This window comes from Gordonia aquimaris, from assembly GCF_026262595.1.
Classification (GTDB): domain Bacteria; phylum Actinomycetota; class Actinomycetes; order Mycobacteriales; family Mycobacteriaceae; genus Gordonia; species Gordonia tangerina.
The window spans coordinates 24429-40206 of sequence record NZ_JAPKFM010000009.1; the positions used below are offsets into that span (position 1 = coordinate 24429).

General features: G+C 66.8%; 17 protein-coding genes. 6 read left to right on the forward strand and 11 right to left on the reverse strand.

Annotated elements, in window-relative coordinates; all coding sequences use genetic code 11:
* Window positions 1-101 precede the first annotated feature (101 nt).
* Both OSB52_RS10480 and OSB52_RS10485 read left to right on the forward strand, forming a co-directional pair.
* Window positions 102-827 carry a DsbA family protein gene (locus OSB52_RS10480; RefSeq protein WP_266061592.1) on the forward strand — a complete coding sequence of 242 codons (726 nt, stop codon included), beginning with the start codon at window positions 102-104 and terminating at the stop codon, window positions 825-827.
* Window positions 828-850: 23 nt separating this feature from the next.
* Window positions 851-1498, forward strand: coding sequence for a vitamin K epoxide reductase family protein (locus tag OSB52_RS10485; RefSeq protein ID WP_266061593.1), 648 nt, complete (start codon window positions 851-853; stop codon window positions 1496-1498).
* A 103-nt stretch (window positions 1499-1601) separates the two neighbouring features.
* Here OSB52_RS10485 and OSB52_RS10490 read toward each other — a convergent pair whose 3' ends face one another.
* The 4 genes from OSB52_RS10490 to mftE are packed head-to-tail and all read right to left on the reverse strand — an operon-like array spanning window position 1602 to window position 5561.
* The gene (locus OSB52_RS10490; RefSeq protein ID WP_266061594.1) at window positions 1602-2030 is read right to left on the reverse strand and encodes a PPOX class F420-dependent oxidoreductase; all 429 of its coding nucleotides are present in this window, start codon (window positions 2028-2030) and stop codon (window positions 1602-1604) included.
* Window positions 2031-2056: 26 nt separating this feature from the next.
* Window positions 2057-3391 carry a mycofactocin system GMC family oxidoreductase MftG gene (gene mftG, locus OSB52_RS10495; RefSeq protein ID WP_266061595.1) on the reverse strand — a complete coding sequence of 445 codons (1335 nt, stop codon included), beginning with the start codon at window positions 3389-3391 and terminating at the stop codon, window positions 2057-2059.
* Window positions 3392-3393: 2 nt separating this feature from the next.
* On the reverse strand, window positions 3394-4830 hold the full coding sequence (mftF, locus tag OSB52_RS10500; RefSeq protein ID WP_235723581.1) for a mycofactocin biosynthesis glycosyltransferase MftF: 1437 nt from the start codon (window positions 4828-4830) through the stop codon (window positions 3394-3396).
* Window positions 4827-5561 carry a mycofactocin biosynthesis peptidyl-dipeptidase MftE gene (mftE, locus tag OSB52_RS10505; protein ID WP_235723580.1) on the reverse strand — a complete coding sequence of 245 codons (735 nt, stop codon included), beginning with the start codon at window positions 5559-5561 and terminating at the stop codon, window positions 4827-4829. The genes mftF and mftE overlap by 4 nt, the downstream gene beginning before the upstream one ends.
* Window positions 5562-5742: 181 nt before the next feature.
* Between mftE and OSB52_RS10510 the strand changes: the two genes are divergently transcribed.
* Window positions 5743-6855, forward strand: a complete 1113-nt coding sequence (locus tag OSB52_RS10510; RefSeq protein ID WP_266061596.1) for a CaiB/BaiF CoA transferase family protein — start codon at window positions 5743-5745, stop codon at window positions 6853-6855.
* Between the two features lie 203 nt (window positions 6856-7058).
* Here OSB52_RS10510 and OSB52_RS10515 read toward each other — a convergent pair whose 3' ends face one another.
* The 5 genes from OSB52_RS10515 to mftA all read right to left on the reverse strand — a co-directional run bounded on the left by OSB52_RS10515 (window position 7059) and on the right by mftA (window position 11068).
* Window positions 7059-7871 carry a mycofactocin-coupled SDR family oxidoreductase gene (locus OSB52_RS10515; protein WP_235723578.1) on the reverse strand — a complete coding sequence of 271 codons (813 nt, stop codon included), beginning with the start codon at window positions 7869-7871 and terminating at the stop codon, window positions 7059-7061.
* 107 nt (window positions 7872-7978) lie between these two features.
* Complete coding sequence (mftD, locus tag OSB52_RS10520; protein WP_266061597.1) at window positions 7979-9178, reverse strand: pre-mycofactocin synthase MftD; 1200 nt, start codon at window positions 9176-9178, stop codon at window positions 7979-7981.
* 23 nt (window positions 9179-9201) lie between these two features.
* Window positions 9202-10485 carry a mycofactocin radical SAM maturase gene (gene mftC / locus OSB52_RS10525; protein WP_266061598.1) on the reverse strand — a complete coding sequence of 428 codons (1284 nt, stop codon included), beginning with the start codon at window positions 10483-10485 and terminating at the stop codon, window positions 9202-9204.
* 74 nt (window positions 10486-10559) lie between these two features.
* Window positions 10560-10973 carry a mycofactocin biosynthesis chaperone MftB gene (gene mftB, locus OSB52_RS10530; protein WP_266061599.1) on the reverse strand — a complete coding sequence of 138 codons (414 nt, stop codon included), beginning with the start codon at window positions 10971-10973 and terminating at the stop codon, window positions 10560-10562.
* Complete coding sequence (gene mftA, locus OSB52_RS10535) at window positions 10973-11068, reverse strand: mycofactocin precursor MftA (RefSeq protein ID WP_160900601.1); 96 nt, start codon at window positions 11066-11068, stop codon at window positions 10973-10975. Before mftA ends, mftB begins: the two co-directional genes overlap by 1 nt.
* A gap of 110 nt (window positions 11069-11178) precedes the next feature.
* Between mftA and mftR the strand changes: the two genes are divergently transcribed.
* The 3 genes from mftR (at window position 11179) to OSB52_RS10550 (ending at window position 13439) form a co-directional block, all read left to right on the forward strand.
* Entirely contained in the window at window positions 11179-11802 is a 624-nt protein-coding gene (gene mftR, locus OSB52_RS10540; RefSeq protein WP_266061600.1) for a mycofactocin system transcriptional regulator MftR, read from the forward strand.
* 178 nt (window positions 11803-11980) lie between these two features.
* On the forward strand, window positions 11981-13036 hold the full coding sequence (locus OSB52_RS10545; RefSeq protein ID WP_235723573.1) for a ferredoxin--NADP reductase: 1056 nt from the start codon (window positions 11981-11983) through the stop codon (window positions 13034-13036).
* A 34-nt stretch (window positions 13037-13070) separates the two neighbouring features.
* Window positions 13071-13439: a DoxX family protein gene (locus OSB52_RS10550; RefSeq protein WP_235723572.1), complete on the forward strand. Its 369-nt coding sequence runs from the start codon at window positions 13071-13073 to the stop codon at window positions 13437-13439.
* 286 nt (window positions 13440-13725) lie between these two features.
* Here the strand turns inward: OSB52_RS10550 and OSB52_RS10555 are convergent, their stop codons facing one another.
* Both OSB52_RS10555 and OSB52_RS10560 read right to left on the reverse strand, forming a co-directional pair.
* Window positions 13726-14439, reverse strand: a complete 714-nt coding sequence (locus OSB52_RS10555) for a DNA alkylation repair protein (protein WP_266061673.1) — start codon at window positions 14437-14439, stop codon at window positions 13726-13728.
* A 28-nt stretch (window positions 14440-14467) separates the two neighbouring features.
* Entirely contained in the window at window positions 14468-15682 is a 1215-nt protein-coding gene (locus tag OSB52_RS10560; RefSeq protein WP_235723571.1) for an NAD(P)/FAD-dependent oxidoreductase, read from the reverse strand.
* Window positions 15683-15778: the final 96 nt, after the last annotated feature.

Genomic DNA, 15778 nt, shown 5'->3' on the forward strand with positions numbered 1-15778 from the left:
TCAACCTTGATTCGGCCCTCCGGTCGAACCAAGTAGCCTGTTCGGGGGAAGACCCCGACCACGCATCCGTCCAACCCACGAAGCAGAGGCATCAGTACCCCATGGCCCAGAACTCGAAGAAGGTCATCGTCGATCCCCGCCAGGCGGAGAAGCGCCGATCAACGCTCCTCAAGATCGGCGCAGCGGTTGTGTTGATCGCCATCGCCGTGGGCATCGGATTGTGGGCCGTGCTGTCCAACGAGTCGAGCACCGGCAGCTCATCGGAGGTCACCGTCGCCACCGACGACAACGCCTTCCGGATCACCACCGCCCCGGCGGGCAGCACGCCGCCCGCCGTGTTGACCATCGCCGAGGATTTCCAGTGCCCTGCGTGCCGCCAGTTCGAAGAGCAATTCGGGCCGGTCCTCGAGGAGTTGCGCAACAACCCACAGGTCGCCGTGGACTACATGCCGATCGCGATCCTCGACCGGATGTCGACCACCGACTACTCCACACGCGCGGCGAACGCATCGGCGTGTGTCGCAGAGTCGACCGCGACGAACGGCGATTTCACGACCTGGTTGCAGTTCCACAACACGCTGTATGCCCAGCAGCCCAGTGAGGGCGGCGCCGGCCTGTCCGACGACCAGCTGAACAATCTCGCCACCCAGGCCGGAGCGAACAACGTCCGGCAGTGCATCGACGACCAGCAGTTCGCCGACTGGGTCGCCGACACCACCCAGCAAGCCGCCGTCACCGCCACCCCGACCGTTCGGCTCAACGGTGAAGACGTGCAGCTGTCGACGCCGGAGGCGTTACGCGACGCAGTTCTCGCGGCCACGAACTGAATCATCCCGGAGAACACCGCATCATGACCGAGACCACCGACCAGTACGGCGGCACACCCACACCTCCCGACGACGCAGACGACGCCGCAGTCCGCGGGTGGACGAGGCTGATGCCGGCATCACGAGTGATCGGGGTGATCGTGCTCGTTGCAGGCGTGATCGGCCTGATCGCGTCCGCCACGTTGACGATCGAGCGCTTCGAACTGGCCATCGATCCGTCGTACACGCCGAGCTGCAGCATCAACCCGGTGCTCTCATGCGGCTCGGTCATGGTGACCGATCAGGCAGCCATCTTCGGCTTCCCGAACCCACTGATCGGCATCGCGGCCTTCTCGGTCATCGTGGTGACCGGTGCCCTTGCGACCGCGGGAGTTCAACTGCCCCGGTGGTATTGGCTCGGTCAGACCCTGGGCACCCTCGCCGGGTTCGTGATGATCAACTGGCTCGTCTTCCAGAGTCTGTATCGCATCCACGCCTTGTGCCCGTACTGCATGGTGGTGTGGACCGTGACACCGTTGATCCTGGTGCTGAGCGCCGGTCGGGTGTTCGGATCGTCGCGCGTCGGACGCGAGATCCGTTCATGGCTGTGGGTGTTGCTGCCCGTCTGGTACGCGGTCGTGATCGTCGCCATCGGCGTGGAGTTCTGGGACTACTGGTCGACCTTGATCTGACCTCCCAGATCCACCGCAGCCCCTTCCCGTTGGCTGGCGCCGTTTACCGTTGACTGGGCGCCGTTTACCGTTGACTGGGCGCCATTGGCGGAGTTCGGCGGAGTCAGGCCGATACATCAAGCGCGGCGACGATCTTCGTCGGCTCGACCCACACGACGAGTTCGCCCGGCACACCGTTGCGTGCGCCGAACTCCTCGGCGCGATCGGCTCCCATGTACCGACGGCCGCATTCGGTCGCGATCCGACGCACTTCCGGTAGGTCGTCGGCGGTGACCGCCAGGCCCTGGATCTGCACGAAGGCATACGGCGGACCAGGCAGGTCGACCGTCAACACCACACGCGGATCTCGGCTCATCGCACGTGCTTTCGCGGTCGTGGCACCGGTGTTGAACGCGATCCGGTCACCGTCGAGCACAAACCACACGGGCGCCGCCAGCGGCCTTCCGTCACCGGCCACCCATCCGAGGTGCCCCGTCCGGGTGCCGGCGGTGAGGAACTCACGGATCTCGGGGTCATTCAGTGACGCGGTCATGGCGCCAGCCTACGCATCGGGCGGTTTCAGCGCGCCGCCAACACGTCGCCGATTCGCACGGCGATCATCATGATCGTCGCGTGCGGTCCGCTGCGTCCGGCGGCCGGCAGGATGGAGCCGTCCACGACCCGAAGGCCGGTGAGTCCGTCGAGCCCTCCGAGGTCATCGGTCCGTACTCCCATCGGAAGGCTCCCCCAGGCGTGCTGGGAGGTCCGCACCACTGGGTCGACGACGATCGACCCCGGTTCGACGACGCCGCCGAATGTCGACGAGTTCAACATATCTCGCACCGACTCGGCGCCGAGCGCCATCCGGCGCGCACTGGCTGGATCGACCGTGCCGAGGTCGACGAGGAGTCCGGTGTCGCCGACCCGAACCGCGCCGAGGGACCCAGGTCGCATCCCCGCCACCCCCACGGCCGGGCCGACCGGTTCCACACCTTTCACGAATCTCGCCATATCGGTGCTGTAACAACGTATCTCCACGTCGTCGGCGGTGTGGACCACCGACTGCAGCAACGCCGTCGGCATCACCTGAGGGTCCACGTGGCGCCGGTAGTGCACCAGCACCTCACGATGTTCGTGGAGCGGCAGCGTGCCGCCGGACCCGATGAGGCTCCCCAGTCCGGAGCGGAGCAGGATCCCGGCGGTACCGAGCGTGCCCGCGCTCAGCACGACCTCACCGACCGACATCCGGTCGGCACCCACGCGCACCCCGGTGACCCGACGGCCGGCCACCATCACTTCCGCCACCTCTGCATCGGTAATCACCGTCAGGTTGGGTCGGTCGATCGCGGGCCGGAGATACGCTTCGGCCGACGTGCGCCGCAGCGGCCCCTCCCGGTTGGACCGCACACGATTCACGCCGACGATGGGCCACGGATCCGCGGTGGCACGCACCGGCATGGCCTGGGCCCAGTAAGACTCGAAAAGACGCACCACATCGACGAGTTCGTCGTCTGCGAAGGCAGTCACTCCCATGGTGCCGTCCGGTGCGTCGAGTTCGTCATAGGCGTGTGCGATCGCCTCTGGTGACCATTGCGCCGGCCAGTCATCGAAGTCATCGCGATGCCAGCGCAGGAAGTACCCCCCGTTGACAGCCGACGACCCACCGAGCGCGCTGCCCCGCACCACCGGGAGTCCCGTGGCCTCGGTGTGGCCCCGGGCGAAGCCGGCGCCGTGCTCGATCGGCAACACCTGTAGATCGCGAACGGCCGGGGGCGGCCAGTCACGCGGTCCGCGCTCGAGCACGACGACGGCGCGCCCGGGGTCACGCGAGAGCCGCTCGGCGATGACGCATCCGGCACTGCCCGCACCCACCACCACCACGTCGGCGGTCGTCGGAAGTCGTCGCGTCGTCACCTTTATGTGGTCAACACCGGCCGCAGCGCCCCGAGGTCGCGCTGCGCGATGGCACCCTGCCACAACCCGGCTCCGTAGGCCAGATCGTCGAGTCGCCGAAACACGGTGTACCAGAGCGGCCCCAGGGCTGGACCCGACGCCGGGTCCGCGACGACCTCACGCGCCCATGACACGACCCCCTCGACCAGCGCGACCTCCACAGCGAGCCGCCGGAAGCGTGCGGAGAACAACGCCAGCAGGACCGCGACGGGCCAGTAGTGCCGGCAGATCGCACCTGCCGCCTGCAGCAGGCCGAACCCCACGGCTCGGCCCGTCATCTGCGTGGCAACCAACGGCGCGTCCGGCAGCTCGCCGAGGCGTCGCCGCAGCCGCGCACCCGTGTATACGACGATGATCATCGCGATGGCCAGCCCGATTCGAGTGCGGGTGAGCAATGCGCCGACGGCCACCGCCATGGGGATCGACATCACCACCGGTGCGGCGAACCCACCGTGACGGTCGGCCAGGTGCGCCGCGCCGGTCCCGTAGTAACGACGACGCCCGAGCACCGACCGGACATCCGAGCGGTGATCGTGGGCCACCCGCGCGACCGGGTCGTACCGAACTCGCCAGCCGGCCTTGTGGGTGCGCCAGCACAGGTCCACGTCCTCGGCCACCCGCAGCGACTCGTCGAACTGACAGAAAGCTTTGCGGCGCACCACCATCGCCGCGCTCGGCACATACGGGACCCGGCTGCCGGGCACCACCGAGCACTCTTCGGGGCCCATGTCGAGCGAAGAATGTCCGTTCTCATATCGCTCGACCTTCGATGCCTCGCGCGCGGCGCGGGAGAGGCCGACGATGCGCGGGGCGACGATGGCGACCGACGGGTCCGAGAAGTGCCCGAGCAGCATGGTCAGCCAATCGGCGGTCGGGACGACGTCGGAGTCGAGGAAGGCGACGAAGTCTGTGGTGGCGGCCGCTGCACCGGCATTGCGCGCCGACGACGGGCCACGATTGCCGTCGAACCGGATGAGCTCGACGTCAGGCCCGTCGACCCGGATCGGCGTGCGCGACCCGTCGTCGACGACGATCACCTTGACGCCGTCGACCGAGCGCAGCAGTCGGTCCACGCCCGCTTGATTGTCACGAACCGGCACCACGATCGTGACGTCGTCGGGCGAAGGCCCGAACATGGGCCGGGGGTTGGCGATTCCGCTGTCGAGCAAGCGCCGCGCGAGGCGTCGCGTGGCCGGGTCACATACCTCGATACGGCCGTCGGCAGAGGTCATGCCGAGTGCGGTGTCGGTCAGCCGCAGCATGCGGGTCGGGGAACCCCCGACAAGGAACCGCAGGTCACGCCGACGCGCGCAGCGCATGTCGATCTGCACCTGGAACCCGTCGGGCAGCGCGTGGTCGACGGTGGCCACGGCCTCGGGCGGCCGGTCGAGTGCGGTCATCCGAGCCGCCCGCTCTCGTCAACGTGCCAGTCGGCCAACGCCGAATCGAGCCGTGCCACGAGTTCGTCGAGCAACCGGGCCCCGTGCTCGCCGTTGGCTCCGGTCGGGTCGCCGAGTACGCCGTTGGCGCTGACCGCGGCCACCCCACCGGTGCGCATGGCCGGCAGCAGTGTCGCCACCGGGGCCGTGTTGCCCGCCTGCGCCGCGGTCGCGCAGACCTCTGACGGCGAAAAGTGCAGCAACACCGATGTTTCGGTGTGTCCGGCGTGGGCGTCGGCTTCGGGAAAAGCGCAGGGGAACCAGGCAGCGTCACGCCCCTCGTAGCGCAGTCGACGCACGGCCGTCGCGAGAGTGTTCGCGTTGCCGCCGTGTCCGTTGACGAACAGCAGGCGATCGGCCCAGCGACAGGCGCTTCGTCCGTACTCCACCAACAGCAACTCCAACGCGGCATGACCGAGCGAGATGGTGCCGGGAAAACCCTCGTGCTCTCCGCTGGCGCCGTAGTTCAGTGCCGGAGCCGTCAGCACCGACGCCGCATCGCCCGAGGGTCCGGCATCTCGATGCCCGCCCTCCGCCACCCGCTCGGCGACCGCCTGGGCGATCCGGGTGTCGGTGTCCAGGGGCAGGTGCGGCCCGTGTTGTTCGGTCGCACCCAGCGGGACCAGGAGGGTGACCGTGCAGTCTGACAATTCGGGCCACGACAGCTGTCCCAATGCGGCCCGACGCTCCATTCGTTCAACTCTAGCGATGCGGTGCGCCACTGTTAACCGGGTCGGCGCATTTGTTCGATAGAAATCCCACATCCATCCGATCGGATGGACCGCCTGTCCGAGCGCTCGATCGGTTGTGGGATGCTGGACCGGAAAAGCGTGAGACCCGACACATGGGGCGGGTACTGATCGGGAGGACACCATGACGTCGACGACACCGCGCAGCAGCGGAAAGAGCGGACCCCTCAGCGCAATCCGGGTGATCGAGTTCGCCGGGATCGGGCCGGGACCACACGCGGCGATGCTGTTGGCCGACCTGGGTGCCGACGTGGTGCGGGTGCAGCGGCCCGGTTCGCTGCCGGCGCCGGACCGCAAAGCCGACGCACTGCTGCGTGGACGCCGGGTCGTGGAGGCGAACCTGAAGGACCCCGCCGACCGCGACACCATCCTCGGATTGGTAGCCAAGGCTGACGTGATCCTCGAGGGTTTCCGCCCGGGCGTCATGGAACGACTCGGGTTCGGGCCCGACGATCTGGCGGAGATCAATCCCGGCCTCGTCTACGGCCGAATGACCGGTTGGGGGCAGGAAGGGCCTCGTGCCGACCGCGCCGGCCACGACATCAACTACATCTCGCTGACCGGCATGTTGCATGCCATCGGCCGCAAGGAAGATCGGCCGGTGCCGCCACTGAACCTGGCGGGCGACTTCGGCGGTGGTTCGATGTTCCTGGTCGTCGGCGTACTCGCCGCCCTGCTGGAGCGCGGGATCTCCGGTCAGGGGCAGGTCGTCGACGCGGCGATGGTCGACGGCGCCTCGGTACTCGGACAGATGATGTGGGCCTTCCGCGGCACCGGCCTGTGGAGCGACGAGCGCGGGGTGAACATGCTCGACACAGGCGCCCCCTACTACGAGGTGTACGAGACGTCGGACGGCAAGTACATGGCCGTCGGCGCGATCGAGCCGCAGTTCTATGCCCAACTCATCTCCGGCCTGGGCCTCGCCGACGCAGATCTGCCCGCGCAGAACGACATCGCGAAGTGGCCGGAGCTGGAACGGATCTTCACCGAAACGTTCAAATCCCGCACCCGCGACGAATGGACCAAGGTGTTCGAGGGCACCGACGCCTGCACCTCACCGGTCCTCGACTTCGCCGAGGCGCCGTCGGATCCGCATATGGCCGCTCGCGCCAACCTGGTGGAGATCGACGGCGTGACCCAAGCACAGGTGGCGCCCCGGTTCTCCCGTACGTCGACGCAGACGCCGACCGCCCCGGACCGCGAGGCCACCGATCCCGCCACCCTCTGGCAAGACTAGGACCCGCACCCACCGCACCCTGGCTCCCAAACTCTCAGCACGGCAGCCGACAGAACCCCAGAATTCGTCGAGAGCATCCGCCCCGGCGTCTGACCGAGAGCATCCGCACACTCCGCGGATGCTCTCGGCGAATTCTGGGGTTCTGTCGGCGCGAAACCGGGTTCCGTCGGCGCGAAACCAGGTTCTGTCGGCGCGGGAAGCCGTCAGACCTTTGTGGCTCCCATGTCGATCGAGAACTCGGACCCGGTGATCGCCTTGGCGCCGTCGGAGGCCAGGTAGAGCACCGCGTCGGAGATCTCGTCGAGCGAGGCCACCGGGTGATGGTTCATCATCGAGCTCAGATGTGGTGCGACCCATCCGATACCGAAAATCCGGTGGGCCTCGGTGTCGGCCACGCCCATGGGGGTGTCGACGGCATAGGGATGCACGCTGTTGACCCGGATGCGATAGTGGCCGAGTTCCTTGGCAGCAGTCTGGGTGAGGCCACGGAGACCGAATTTCGACGCCGAGTAGGAGGCCTGCAGCGGCATCGCTTTGAGGCCGGCCGACGAGCTGATCACCACGATCGACCCGCCGTTGCCGGCGTCTAGCATGGCGGGGATCGAGGCGCGCAGGGTTTTCCAGGTCCCGACCAGGTTGATGTCGACGACGTCGGTGAACTGCTCTTCGCTCAGCTCCCAGACCTTGCCCCAGGTGAGTAGGCCGGCGTTGGCCACCACGATGTCGAGACGCCCGAATTGTTCGACGCCATCGGCTACCAGTTGTTCCTGGAACGCCAAGTCGCGGGTATCACCTTGTCGGGCAAGGATTTTTCCGCCGGCCTCCTCGACAAGGCGGACGGTGTCACCGAAGTCCTCGGCCGTCGCGGCCGGATAGGTGGTGTGGTCGGCGACCGGACCGGCGATGTCCATACCGATGATCGCGGCCCCCTCGCGCGCGAAGCGCAGCGCGTGGTTGCGCCCCTGCCCGCGCGCCATTCCGGTGATGTAGACGACCTTGCCGTCGAACTGCCCCATCCGATGAGCCCTCGTTCTCTCGTCGCGTCACCCACCACAGGTGAACGGTGTCGAAAAACTGTAACACGTTCTACTTTGTGGTGGGTGAACGGCGACGGCGCCTCGCCTCACACGTGGCCGAAGGAGCGTTCGAAGTCTTCCGGTATGACGAGGTCGTCGCGGAAGAGTTCGTGAATGCTTTTGCGTCCCAGTCCCATCAGGCTGGAGTCCAGGCCCATGCGGAGCAGGTCGAGTACATTCTCCACGCCGGCTTGGCCGTTGGCGGCCAGGCCCCACAGGTAGGCGCGACCGATCATCACCGCACGCGCGCCGAGGGCCAGTGCCTTGGTGACGTCACTACCGCGTCGGATGCCACCGTCGAGGAGCACCTCGATGTCATGCCCGACGGCGTCGGCGATCGGGCCCAGCACCCGGATGGTGGCCGGGGTGCCATCGAGGTTGTTGCCACCGTGGTTGGACACCGAGATGGCCGAGGCGCCGATGTCGACGGCCCGCTTGGCGTCGTCGAGGCGGGTGATGCCCTTGACCATGAACGGCCCATCCCACTGCTCACGCAGCCACTTGAGATCTTCCCAGGTCGGCGGCGGGGTGTTCATCCACTGACCGTAGGCGCCGAAGAACGTGGGACCCGGTTCACCGGGCGGGGTGAGGTTGGGCGCGGTCAGATCGGGAATGTTGATCGTGCCGCCCTTGACCCAGTCCAGGGCGTAGCGCGGTTTGACCGCGATCTCCGGCGCGAGTTTGAGCAGTGCCGCGAAGTCGACCTTCTCCGGGATCTCCGGGCTGCCCCAGTCACGGCCGACGTTGAACACCCAGTCGGTGGTGACGATGAGCCCCTTGGCGCCGGCCGCCTTCGCACGCTCGGCCCGGGCCAGGATCTCCTCGCGCGACCCCAGCCAGTAGATCTGGAAGAAGAACTTGTCGTTGGCCGCGGCCACCTCTTCCACTGGATGGGATGCAAAGCTCGACAACCCCATCGCGGTGCCACGAGCTGCGGCAGCCCGGGCCACGGCCACTTCGCCGTCGGGATCCACCGCCTGCACACCGGTCGGGCTGATCATCACCGGGAACGAGATCTCCTGGCCCATCACGGTGGTCGACAGTTCCCGATCGGGCTGGGTGCCCACCACGTGCGGCGCAAACCCGAGTTCGTTGAACGCGGCCGTGTTGTCGTTGACGGTGATACCCGCCTGGGTACCGGCGACCAGCGAGGAGTACACCGACTTGGGCAGACGCTTCTTGGCGCGCCGTTGCGCCTCGTGCACGGTTTCGAACCAGGGATTTCGGGCCCACGGATTCTTCGGCATGTCCTTACCTATCTCTTCTTCAGCTACAGACTGTCGGGGGTGAACCCCGCCAGCGGATTCTCATCGCAACTCTTCGACGGTGGGGCACCCACCGGTAGCAGGTCCCCGTCGGGACGCCGCGTCATCAGCGTCAACGGGGTGCCGCGCGAATGATCTTTGTTGGCAGTCGGTTTGGTACGGTCACCGGCCAGCAACTGCTCGCCGTAACCCTGCACACATTCCGGGTCGGGCCCAGCCAGCGGCAGGCCGGTGAAGAACTTGGCGGCCATGCAGCCCCCACGACACGCGTCGAAGTGAGCGCACTTGGTGCACGCACCTGCATTCTGCGGCTCACGCAGTTCGAGGAACAGATCCGAATTCTGCCAGATCTGCTGGAAGCCACCGTCGGTGGTGATGTTGCCGGCCAGGAAGTTCTCGTGGATCGCGAACGGACACGCATACACATCACCAACCGGATCGATCAGACACACCACCCGACCGGCACCACACAGGTTCAACCCCGGCAACGCGCCACCACCGTCACCGCCGCCGAAGGCCGACAGGTGGAAGAACGAGTCACCGGTCAACACGTTGTCGCCATGTGCGACAAGCCAGTTGTACAGCTCGAGCTGCTGCTCGGGCAACGGATGCAGATCGTCCCATACGTCGGCACCACGCCCCGACGGACGCAAACGGGTGATGCGCAAAGTGGCGCCGTAGCGATCGGCGAGCGCCTTGAACTCGTCGAGCTGCGCGACGTTCTCCCGCGTCATCACCACGCTGATCTTGGCGTCGGCGAAGCCCGCCTCGTGCAGGTTCTCCAACGCACGCACCGCCATGTCGAACGACCCCGGACCACGAACCGCGTCGTTGACCTCGGCGGTCGCGCCGTCCAGCGAGATCTGCACATCCACATAGTCCGACGCTGCCAACCGCGCCGCGACCTGCTTGTCGATCCGTAAACCATTGGTGGAGAACTTCACCCCCACCTGATGGCTGGTCGCGTAATCGACCAGCTCCCAGAAATCCGGTCGTACGGTCGGCTCACCACCACCGATGTTGACGTAGAAGACCTGCATCCGCTGCAGCTCATCGATGATCGCCTTGCACTGTTCAGTCGACAACTCCCGCGGATCACGTTTACCCGACGACGACAGGCAGTGCACACAGGCGAGATTGCAGGCATAGGTCAATTCCCACGTCAAACAGATCGGGGCATCAAGCCCCTTCTCGAACTGATCGACGAGCCGACCCACCTTCGACGGGCTACTCGCCGCTGACACGGCGGCCGAGGCGGTTGTGGTGGGCGGCATTTCGAGTGTTGTCATCGTTGGACTCCTGGGGGCGTGGCGAGTCTGGCGGGTGCGGGGTCGGGCGTCTGCAGGTCGAGCATCATCGGGCGTCAGGCCACGGGACGACGCGCGATCATCCCCGAATCGGCAAGCGCGCGCAGCGCATGCAAGTACAGCGGCCGATCGGCGGTGTCGATACCGGCATAGTCGAGCGCGGCGCCGGCGGTCGGATGATCGGCGAGCGAACCCACGATTCCGACGACCGTGAGGTTCTTGAGGAATGACAGCTTGCGGGTGCCGAAGTGATAGAGCAGCGCGCCGAACGGCTCAGGACGCAACGCCACCTTCGGGTTGAGCTGCCACGCGGCGTCGACGTCGAAGCGGGTGGCGCGCTCGGACGTGCCGGGCGCTTCGGACTGGGTGGCTGCCTCGGACTGGGTGGGTACATCGGACTGGGGTGCGCCGGGCCCGGCGGTCGCATCAACGCGACCGCCGGCCACCGGACTCGATGTCGTGATCGACATCAGTAGACCCCGCACATCCCGTCGATCGACACTTCCTCGACCAACGACTCACCCACGAGTTCGTCGTGATCCGACGTAACGGACTGATCGGCCATGATCCAACCTCCTCTTTCTTCTGGTCGTGATGTGGATCACCGGATACTATAATGGCACTCGGTGCAGAAAAACACCCCTGCGGCAAAACTGATCAGATGGACAGGTGAAGATGAGCCCACCGGACGTAGCGCCACCGTCCCTCACCTCGGCGAACCAGCCCGGCCGGCGCCCGGTCACCTCGCGCGCCCAGATCAGCGCGATCGCGATCGACCTGTTCAGCACCCGCGGCTTCGAGGAGACCAGCGTCGACGATGTCGCGGAAGCGGTCGGCATCGCTCGCCGCACCCTGTTCCGCTATTACCCGTCCAAGAACGCGATCGCCTGGGGCGACTTCGATTCCCACCTATACGCGATGCGCACGTTGCTCGCCCAGATCCCGCCCACCGAGCCGATCGCCGACGCCCTGCAGCAAGCGCTCATCTCGTTCAACCGGGTGCCATCAACCGAGTTGGCGGGCCACCGACGGCGGATGGCACTGCTCCTCGGCGTGCCCGCCCTGCAGGCGCATTCGATGCTGATGTATGCCGAATGGCGTCAGGTCATCGCGGAGTTCTGCGCGCACCGACTGGGCCTGCGCGACGCCGATCATCTGCCGCAGACCATCGCCTGGATGTGTCTGGGAATCGCGCTGGCCGCCTACGAGCAGTGGCTCGCCGAGCCCGGAGCGGATCTGGAGACCCTGATCATCGCCGGCAGCCGTACGCTTGCAGAGGGCGTCGGTGCACTGTCATGATCGGCGAGCCTTACGCTAGACTAAACTAGAACGTGTTCTTATTTTCGCCTGAACTGCGGTGACGATGCCAGGAGCATGGCGCACGAGACCACGGCACATTGGACGTTGGACCACGGCGCGGTGCGTGACGCCGCCCGGTGAACGAGGCGCCGGCACAGAGCCGGTGGAGAGGTGGGAGATGACCGAGCTGACACCGCATGGCTCGCGCAGCGTGATCCTCACGGTCGCGGACGTCATCGACGAGACCGCCGAGGCCCGCTCGATCGTGTTCGATCTGCCCGATACCCATCGCGACCCTTTCACCGACTACAAGCCGGGCCAGTTCCTGACGCTGCGTATCCCGAGCGACCGCACCGGGTCGGTGGCCCGCTGTTACTCACTCGCGTCGTCACCGGTCACCGATCGCCGGCCCAAGGTGACGGTCAAGCGCACGGTGGATGGCTACGGCTCGAACTGGGTGTGCGACAACCTCGCGGTCGGCACGCAGATCGAGGTGCTGCCACCGTCCGGGGTGTTCACGCCCAAGGACCTCGACACGCCGCTGCTGTTGATCGCCGCCGGAAGCGGTGTCACGCCGGTGATGTCGATTCTGAAGGCGGCCTTGCACACCGGCACCGCACCGATCACGTTTTTCTACGCCAACCGCAGCGTCGACGATGTCATCTTCGCCGACGAACTACGCGACCTGCAGCGTGCCCATGCCGACCGGCTGACGCTCATCCACTGGCTCGAATCCCTGCAGGGACTTCCCGACGACCGGTCGCTGACCACGGTTTTCCGCGCCTACGCCGACCACACCGCATACTTGTGCGGGCCCGGCCCGTTCATGGATGCTGTCCACAAAGCGCTTGCAGGCGCGGGCTTCGGCCATCACAACGTGCACACCGAGGTGTACAACTCGCTGTCCGGAGATCCGTTCGCCGACGTCGAGCTCGAGGAGGTCAGCGAGGCCGAGGACGCCGAGGCGGCCACCGTCGAGGTCGAGTTGGACGGCGAGACACACAATCTCCGCTGGCCGCGCAAGCGCTCACTGGTCGACATCATGCTGGCCGCCGGACTCGACGCCCCCTACTCCTGCCAGGAGGGCGAGTGTGGTTCATGTGCCTGCACGCTCACCGAGGGTACGGTCGAGATGGACAACACCGGCGCACTCGATCCGGAGGACATCGCCGACGGCTACATCCTTGGCTGTCAGGCGCACCCGACGTCGGATGCGCTCAAGATCGAGTTCTGACGGGCGGCCACACACGCGACGAAGGGTGAACACGATGAGTCCCGACCGATTGGCCCGGCTGCTCGCCGGAATGCTCTTGTCCATCGGCGCACTGCATTTCGTGGCGCCGAAACCATTCGACGACATCATTCCCGAGGAGATCCCGGCGGACCCGAGGACGCTGACCTACGCGTCCGGGGTTGCGGAGGTCGCGATCGGCGCCGGTCTGCTGGCGCCGCGCACCCGGCGGGTCAGCGCTGCGCTCGCGGCCGCACTGTTCGTGGCGGTCTACCCGGCCAATCTCAACATGGTGCGTCTGTGGAAGGACAAGCCGCTGCCCATGCGTGCGGTCGCCATCGCGCGTCTGCCTTTCCAGTTCCCGATGATCTGGGCCGCGGTCAAGGTGTTTCGCGGTTCGCGGTAGAGGTGGTCGGGCAGGTCTCGATACGCTCCTCACTCCGTTCGTCGCTACTCGACCAGCAGGAGAACTCCGTTCGTCGCTACTCGACCAGCAGGAGAACTCCGTTCGTCGCTACTCGACTCCAGATCCGCTGGTCGAGTAGCCGAGGAGCCTGCGACGAGGCGTATCGAGACCAGACCACCTCACCCGTGAAAAGAGCTGCGCCCGGCCGGACAGTAACGCCAGATCCGCTGGTCGAGTAGCCGAGGAGCCTGCGACGAGGCGTATCGAGACCAGGCCCCCGACACCCCTAACGCAACGAGCGGTAGTGGGCACGCTCCTCGGGCATGAGGTGTTCGGTCGCGTAACTCAATGCGGTACGCCCCATCTCGGCGGCGTGCTGGTGGAGGTAGTCGGTCAACAGGTCACGGTCGACGCGCTTTCCCATCTCCCGCAACATCCAGCCGGTGGCCTTCTGGATCAGGTCCCGGCGATCGTCGATGACCACCGGTACCACCGCGAGCGTGGCATCCGCGACACCACATTTCAGGAAGGCGAAGGTGCCGACGATACCGGCCCGCCGTGTCCACAGGTCATCGTGTTCGGCCAACTCCACGAGCAGACCGAATTCGTCGGTCCGCACCAGCCACGCACCGAGCACCGGATCGGCGGAGGTATCGACCAGATCCCAGTTGTTCACACGCCCGGCCGACAACGCTTGCAGGTAGAGATCCACCCAGCGCCGGCGCGCCGTGTCGTCATCGGCACGTTCGTACTCGCCGCGCAGCAGGAACAGGGCGGTCAGGCGATGTTCGTGGACTTCCGAGGCCAGCAGACGCCATACGACGTCGGCCCCGGCCCCACGAAACCTCTTGGCCACCATGCGTAGCTGCGGCACGGTCACGCCGACGAACCGGTCACCTTCGCCGTACTCGCCCGGCCCGGTTTTGAAGAAGCGCGCCGAGGACACCGCCCGCTGGGGGTCGGCGAGGTCGCCGATCGCGCGTTCGACGGCTTCGACCATATCGGGGTGCGGTCGGGGCACCGGTAACTCAGCCGAGCACGTCGGCGATCGGCGTCGGTGTGAGCAGTTTCGGCCGCGTCTTCATCACCGCACCCACCTTGCCCGCGCCGACGACGCCGGTGAGGATGCCGTCACGGCTGTAATAGGCCAGGAACTTCGTGCCGTCGTCGTCGACCAGATGGAGTTCGTCGCCGGCCTCGGGCCGACCCAGCACCTGGATCTTCAGGTTGTACTGGTCGCTCCAGAAGTACGGCGGCGCAGCCGGAATCATGGCGTCGGTCTGCGCGATCCGGTGGGCGACGACGGTGGCCTGCTCCACCGTGTGCGTCCAGTGCTCCGCGCGGCGCGTGCCGCCGGTCTCTGTGCGCCAGTTCGCCACGTCGCCGAGCGCGTAAACGTCCGGCGCGGAGGCGCGGCCGTGCTCGTCGCAGGCGATCCCGCCGCCGGATTCGCGTGGCGCGAGTTCGATCCCGGAACCATCGAGGTAATCGGTCACCGGGATCGACCCGATACCCACCACCACGATGTCGGCGGCCACCTCGTCGCCGTCGGCGAGCCGCACGCCGGTGACCTTACCGTCGGCCGAGCGCACCTCGTCGACGCCGACCCCGGCGCGGACATCGACCCCGTTGGCCTGATGCATCCGGGTGATCAACTCCCCCACCCCGGTTCCCAGCGCAGCGGCCAACGGCGTCGGCGCGGGCTCGACCAGCGTCACCGCCAGGCCGCGCTGGTTGAGGCTGGCCGCGACCTCGCAACCGATGAAACCGGCGCCGACGATCACTGCGCGCGAGGCATTCTCGATCTCGCTGCGCAGCGCGAGGGCGTCGTCGATGGTGCGCAGCACGTGGACACCGGCCACCCCCTCGGTACCCGGCAGCGACCGCGGGCGCAGTCCGGTTGCCAAGACGAGTGAGTCGTAGGCGACCTCCGCACGCTCGGTGGGGGCGTCGAGCCGTTCGACGGTCACGGTGCGGGTCTCCGGCGAGATAGCACACACGCGTTCACCGACACGCAGCTGCACCGATGCCTCACCGAAGTAGTCGGCCGGCTTCAGATCGACCCGGTCGTCCTTACCGAGCAGCACGGACTTCGACAACGGCGGACGGTCATACGGCGGGTGGGCTTCCTCGCCGATCAGCGTGATGGGTCCGGTGTACTCGTTGCTGCGCAGGCTCTCCGCCACGCGGATACCTCCGAGCCCCGCACCCACCACAACCACACCTGCCGATGATGCGCTCATCCCGAATTCCTCCTGACACGTCCTTGTCCGCGATGTCGCGACATGCGGCAGCGCGGGTGCCGGCCTTTCCGAAGCCGACCGGGAAGTGCGCGAAAT

Bases quoted from the DNA above. Each gene is read 5' to 3' on its own strand.
- OSB52_RS10480 (WP_266061592.1), top strand. From the start codon at position 102: ATGGCCCAGAACTCGAAGAAGGTCATCGTCGATCCCCGCCAGGCGGAG.
- OSB52_RS10485 (WP_266061593.1), top strand. From the start codon at position 851: ATGACCGAGACCACCGACCAGTACGGCGGCACACCCACACCTCCCGAC.
- OSB52_RS10490 (WP_266061594.1), bottom strand. From the start codon at position 2,030: ATGACCGCGTCACTGAATGACCCCGAGATCCGTGAGTTCCTCACCGCC.
- mftF (WP_235723581.1), bottom strand. From the start codon at position 4,830: ATGACCGCACTCGACCGGCCGCCCGAGGCCGTGGCCACCGTCGACCAC.
- mftE (WP_235723580.1), bottom strand. From the start codon at position 5,561: ATGGAGCGTCGGGCCGCATTGGGACAGCTGTCGTGGCCCGAATTGTCA.
- OSB52_RS10510 (WP_266061596.1), top strand. From the start codon at position 5,743: ATGACGTCGACGACACCGCGCAGCAGCGGAAAGAGCGGACCCCTCAGC.
- OSB52_RS10515 (WP_235723578.1), bottom strand. From the start codon at position 7,871: ATGGGGCAGTTCGACGGCAAGGTCGTCTACATCACCGGAATGGCGCGC.
- mftD (WP_266061597.1), bottom strand. From the start codon at position 9,178: ATGCCGAAGAATCCGTGGGCCCGAAATCCCTGGTTCGAAACCGTGCAC.
- mftC (WP_266061598.1), bottom strand. From the start codon at position 10,485: ATGACAACACTCGAAATGCCGCCCACCACAACCGCCTCGGCCGCCGTG.
- mftB (WP_266061599.1), bottom strand. From the start codon at position 10,973: ATGTCGATCACGACATCGAGTCCGGTGGCCGGCGGTCGCGTTGATGCG.
- mftA (WP_160900601.1), bottom strand. From the start codon at position 11,068: ATGGCCGATCAGTCCGTTACGTCGGATCACGACGAACTCGTGGGTGAG.
- mftR (WP_266061600.1), top strand. From the start codon at position 11,179: ATGAGCCCACCGGACGTAGCGCCACCGTCCCTCACCTCGGCGAACCAG.
- OSB52_RS10545 (WP_235723573.1), top strand. From the start codon at position 11,981: ATGACCGAGCTGACACCGCATGGCTCGCGCAGCGTGATCCTCACGGTC.
- OSB52_RS10550 (WP_235723572.1), top strand. From the start codon at position 13,071: ATGAGTCCCGACCGATTGGCCCGGCTGCTCGCCGGAATGCTCTTGTCC.
- OSB52_RS10555 (WP_266061673.1), bottom strand. From the start codon at position 14,439: ATGGTCGAAGCCGTCGAACGCGCGATCGGCGACCTCGCCGACCCCCAG.
- OSB52_RS10560 (WP_235723571.1), bottom strand. From the start codon at position 15,682: ATGAGCGCATCATCGGCAGGTGTGGTTGTGGTGGGTGCGGGGCTCGGA.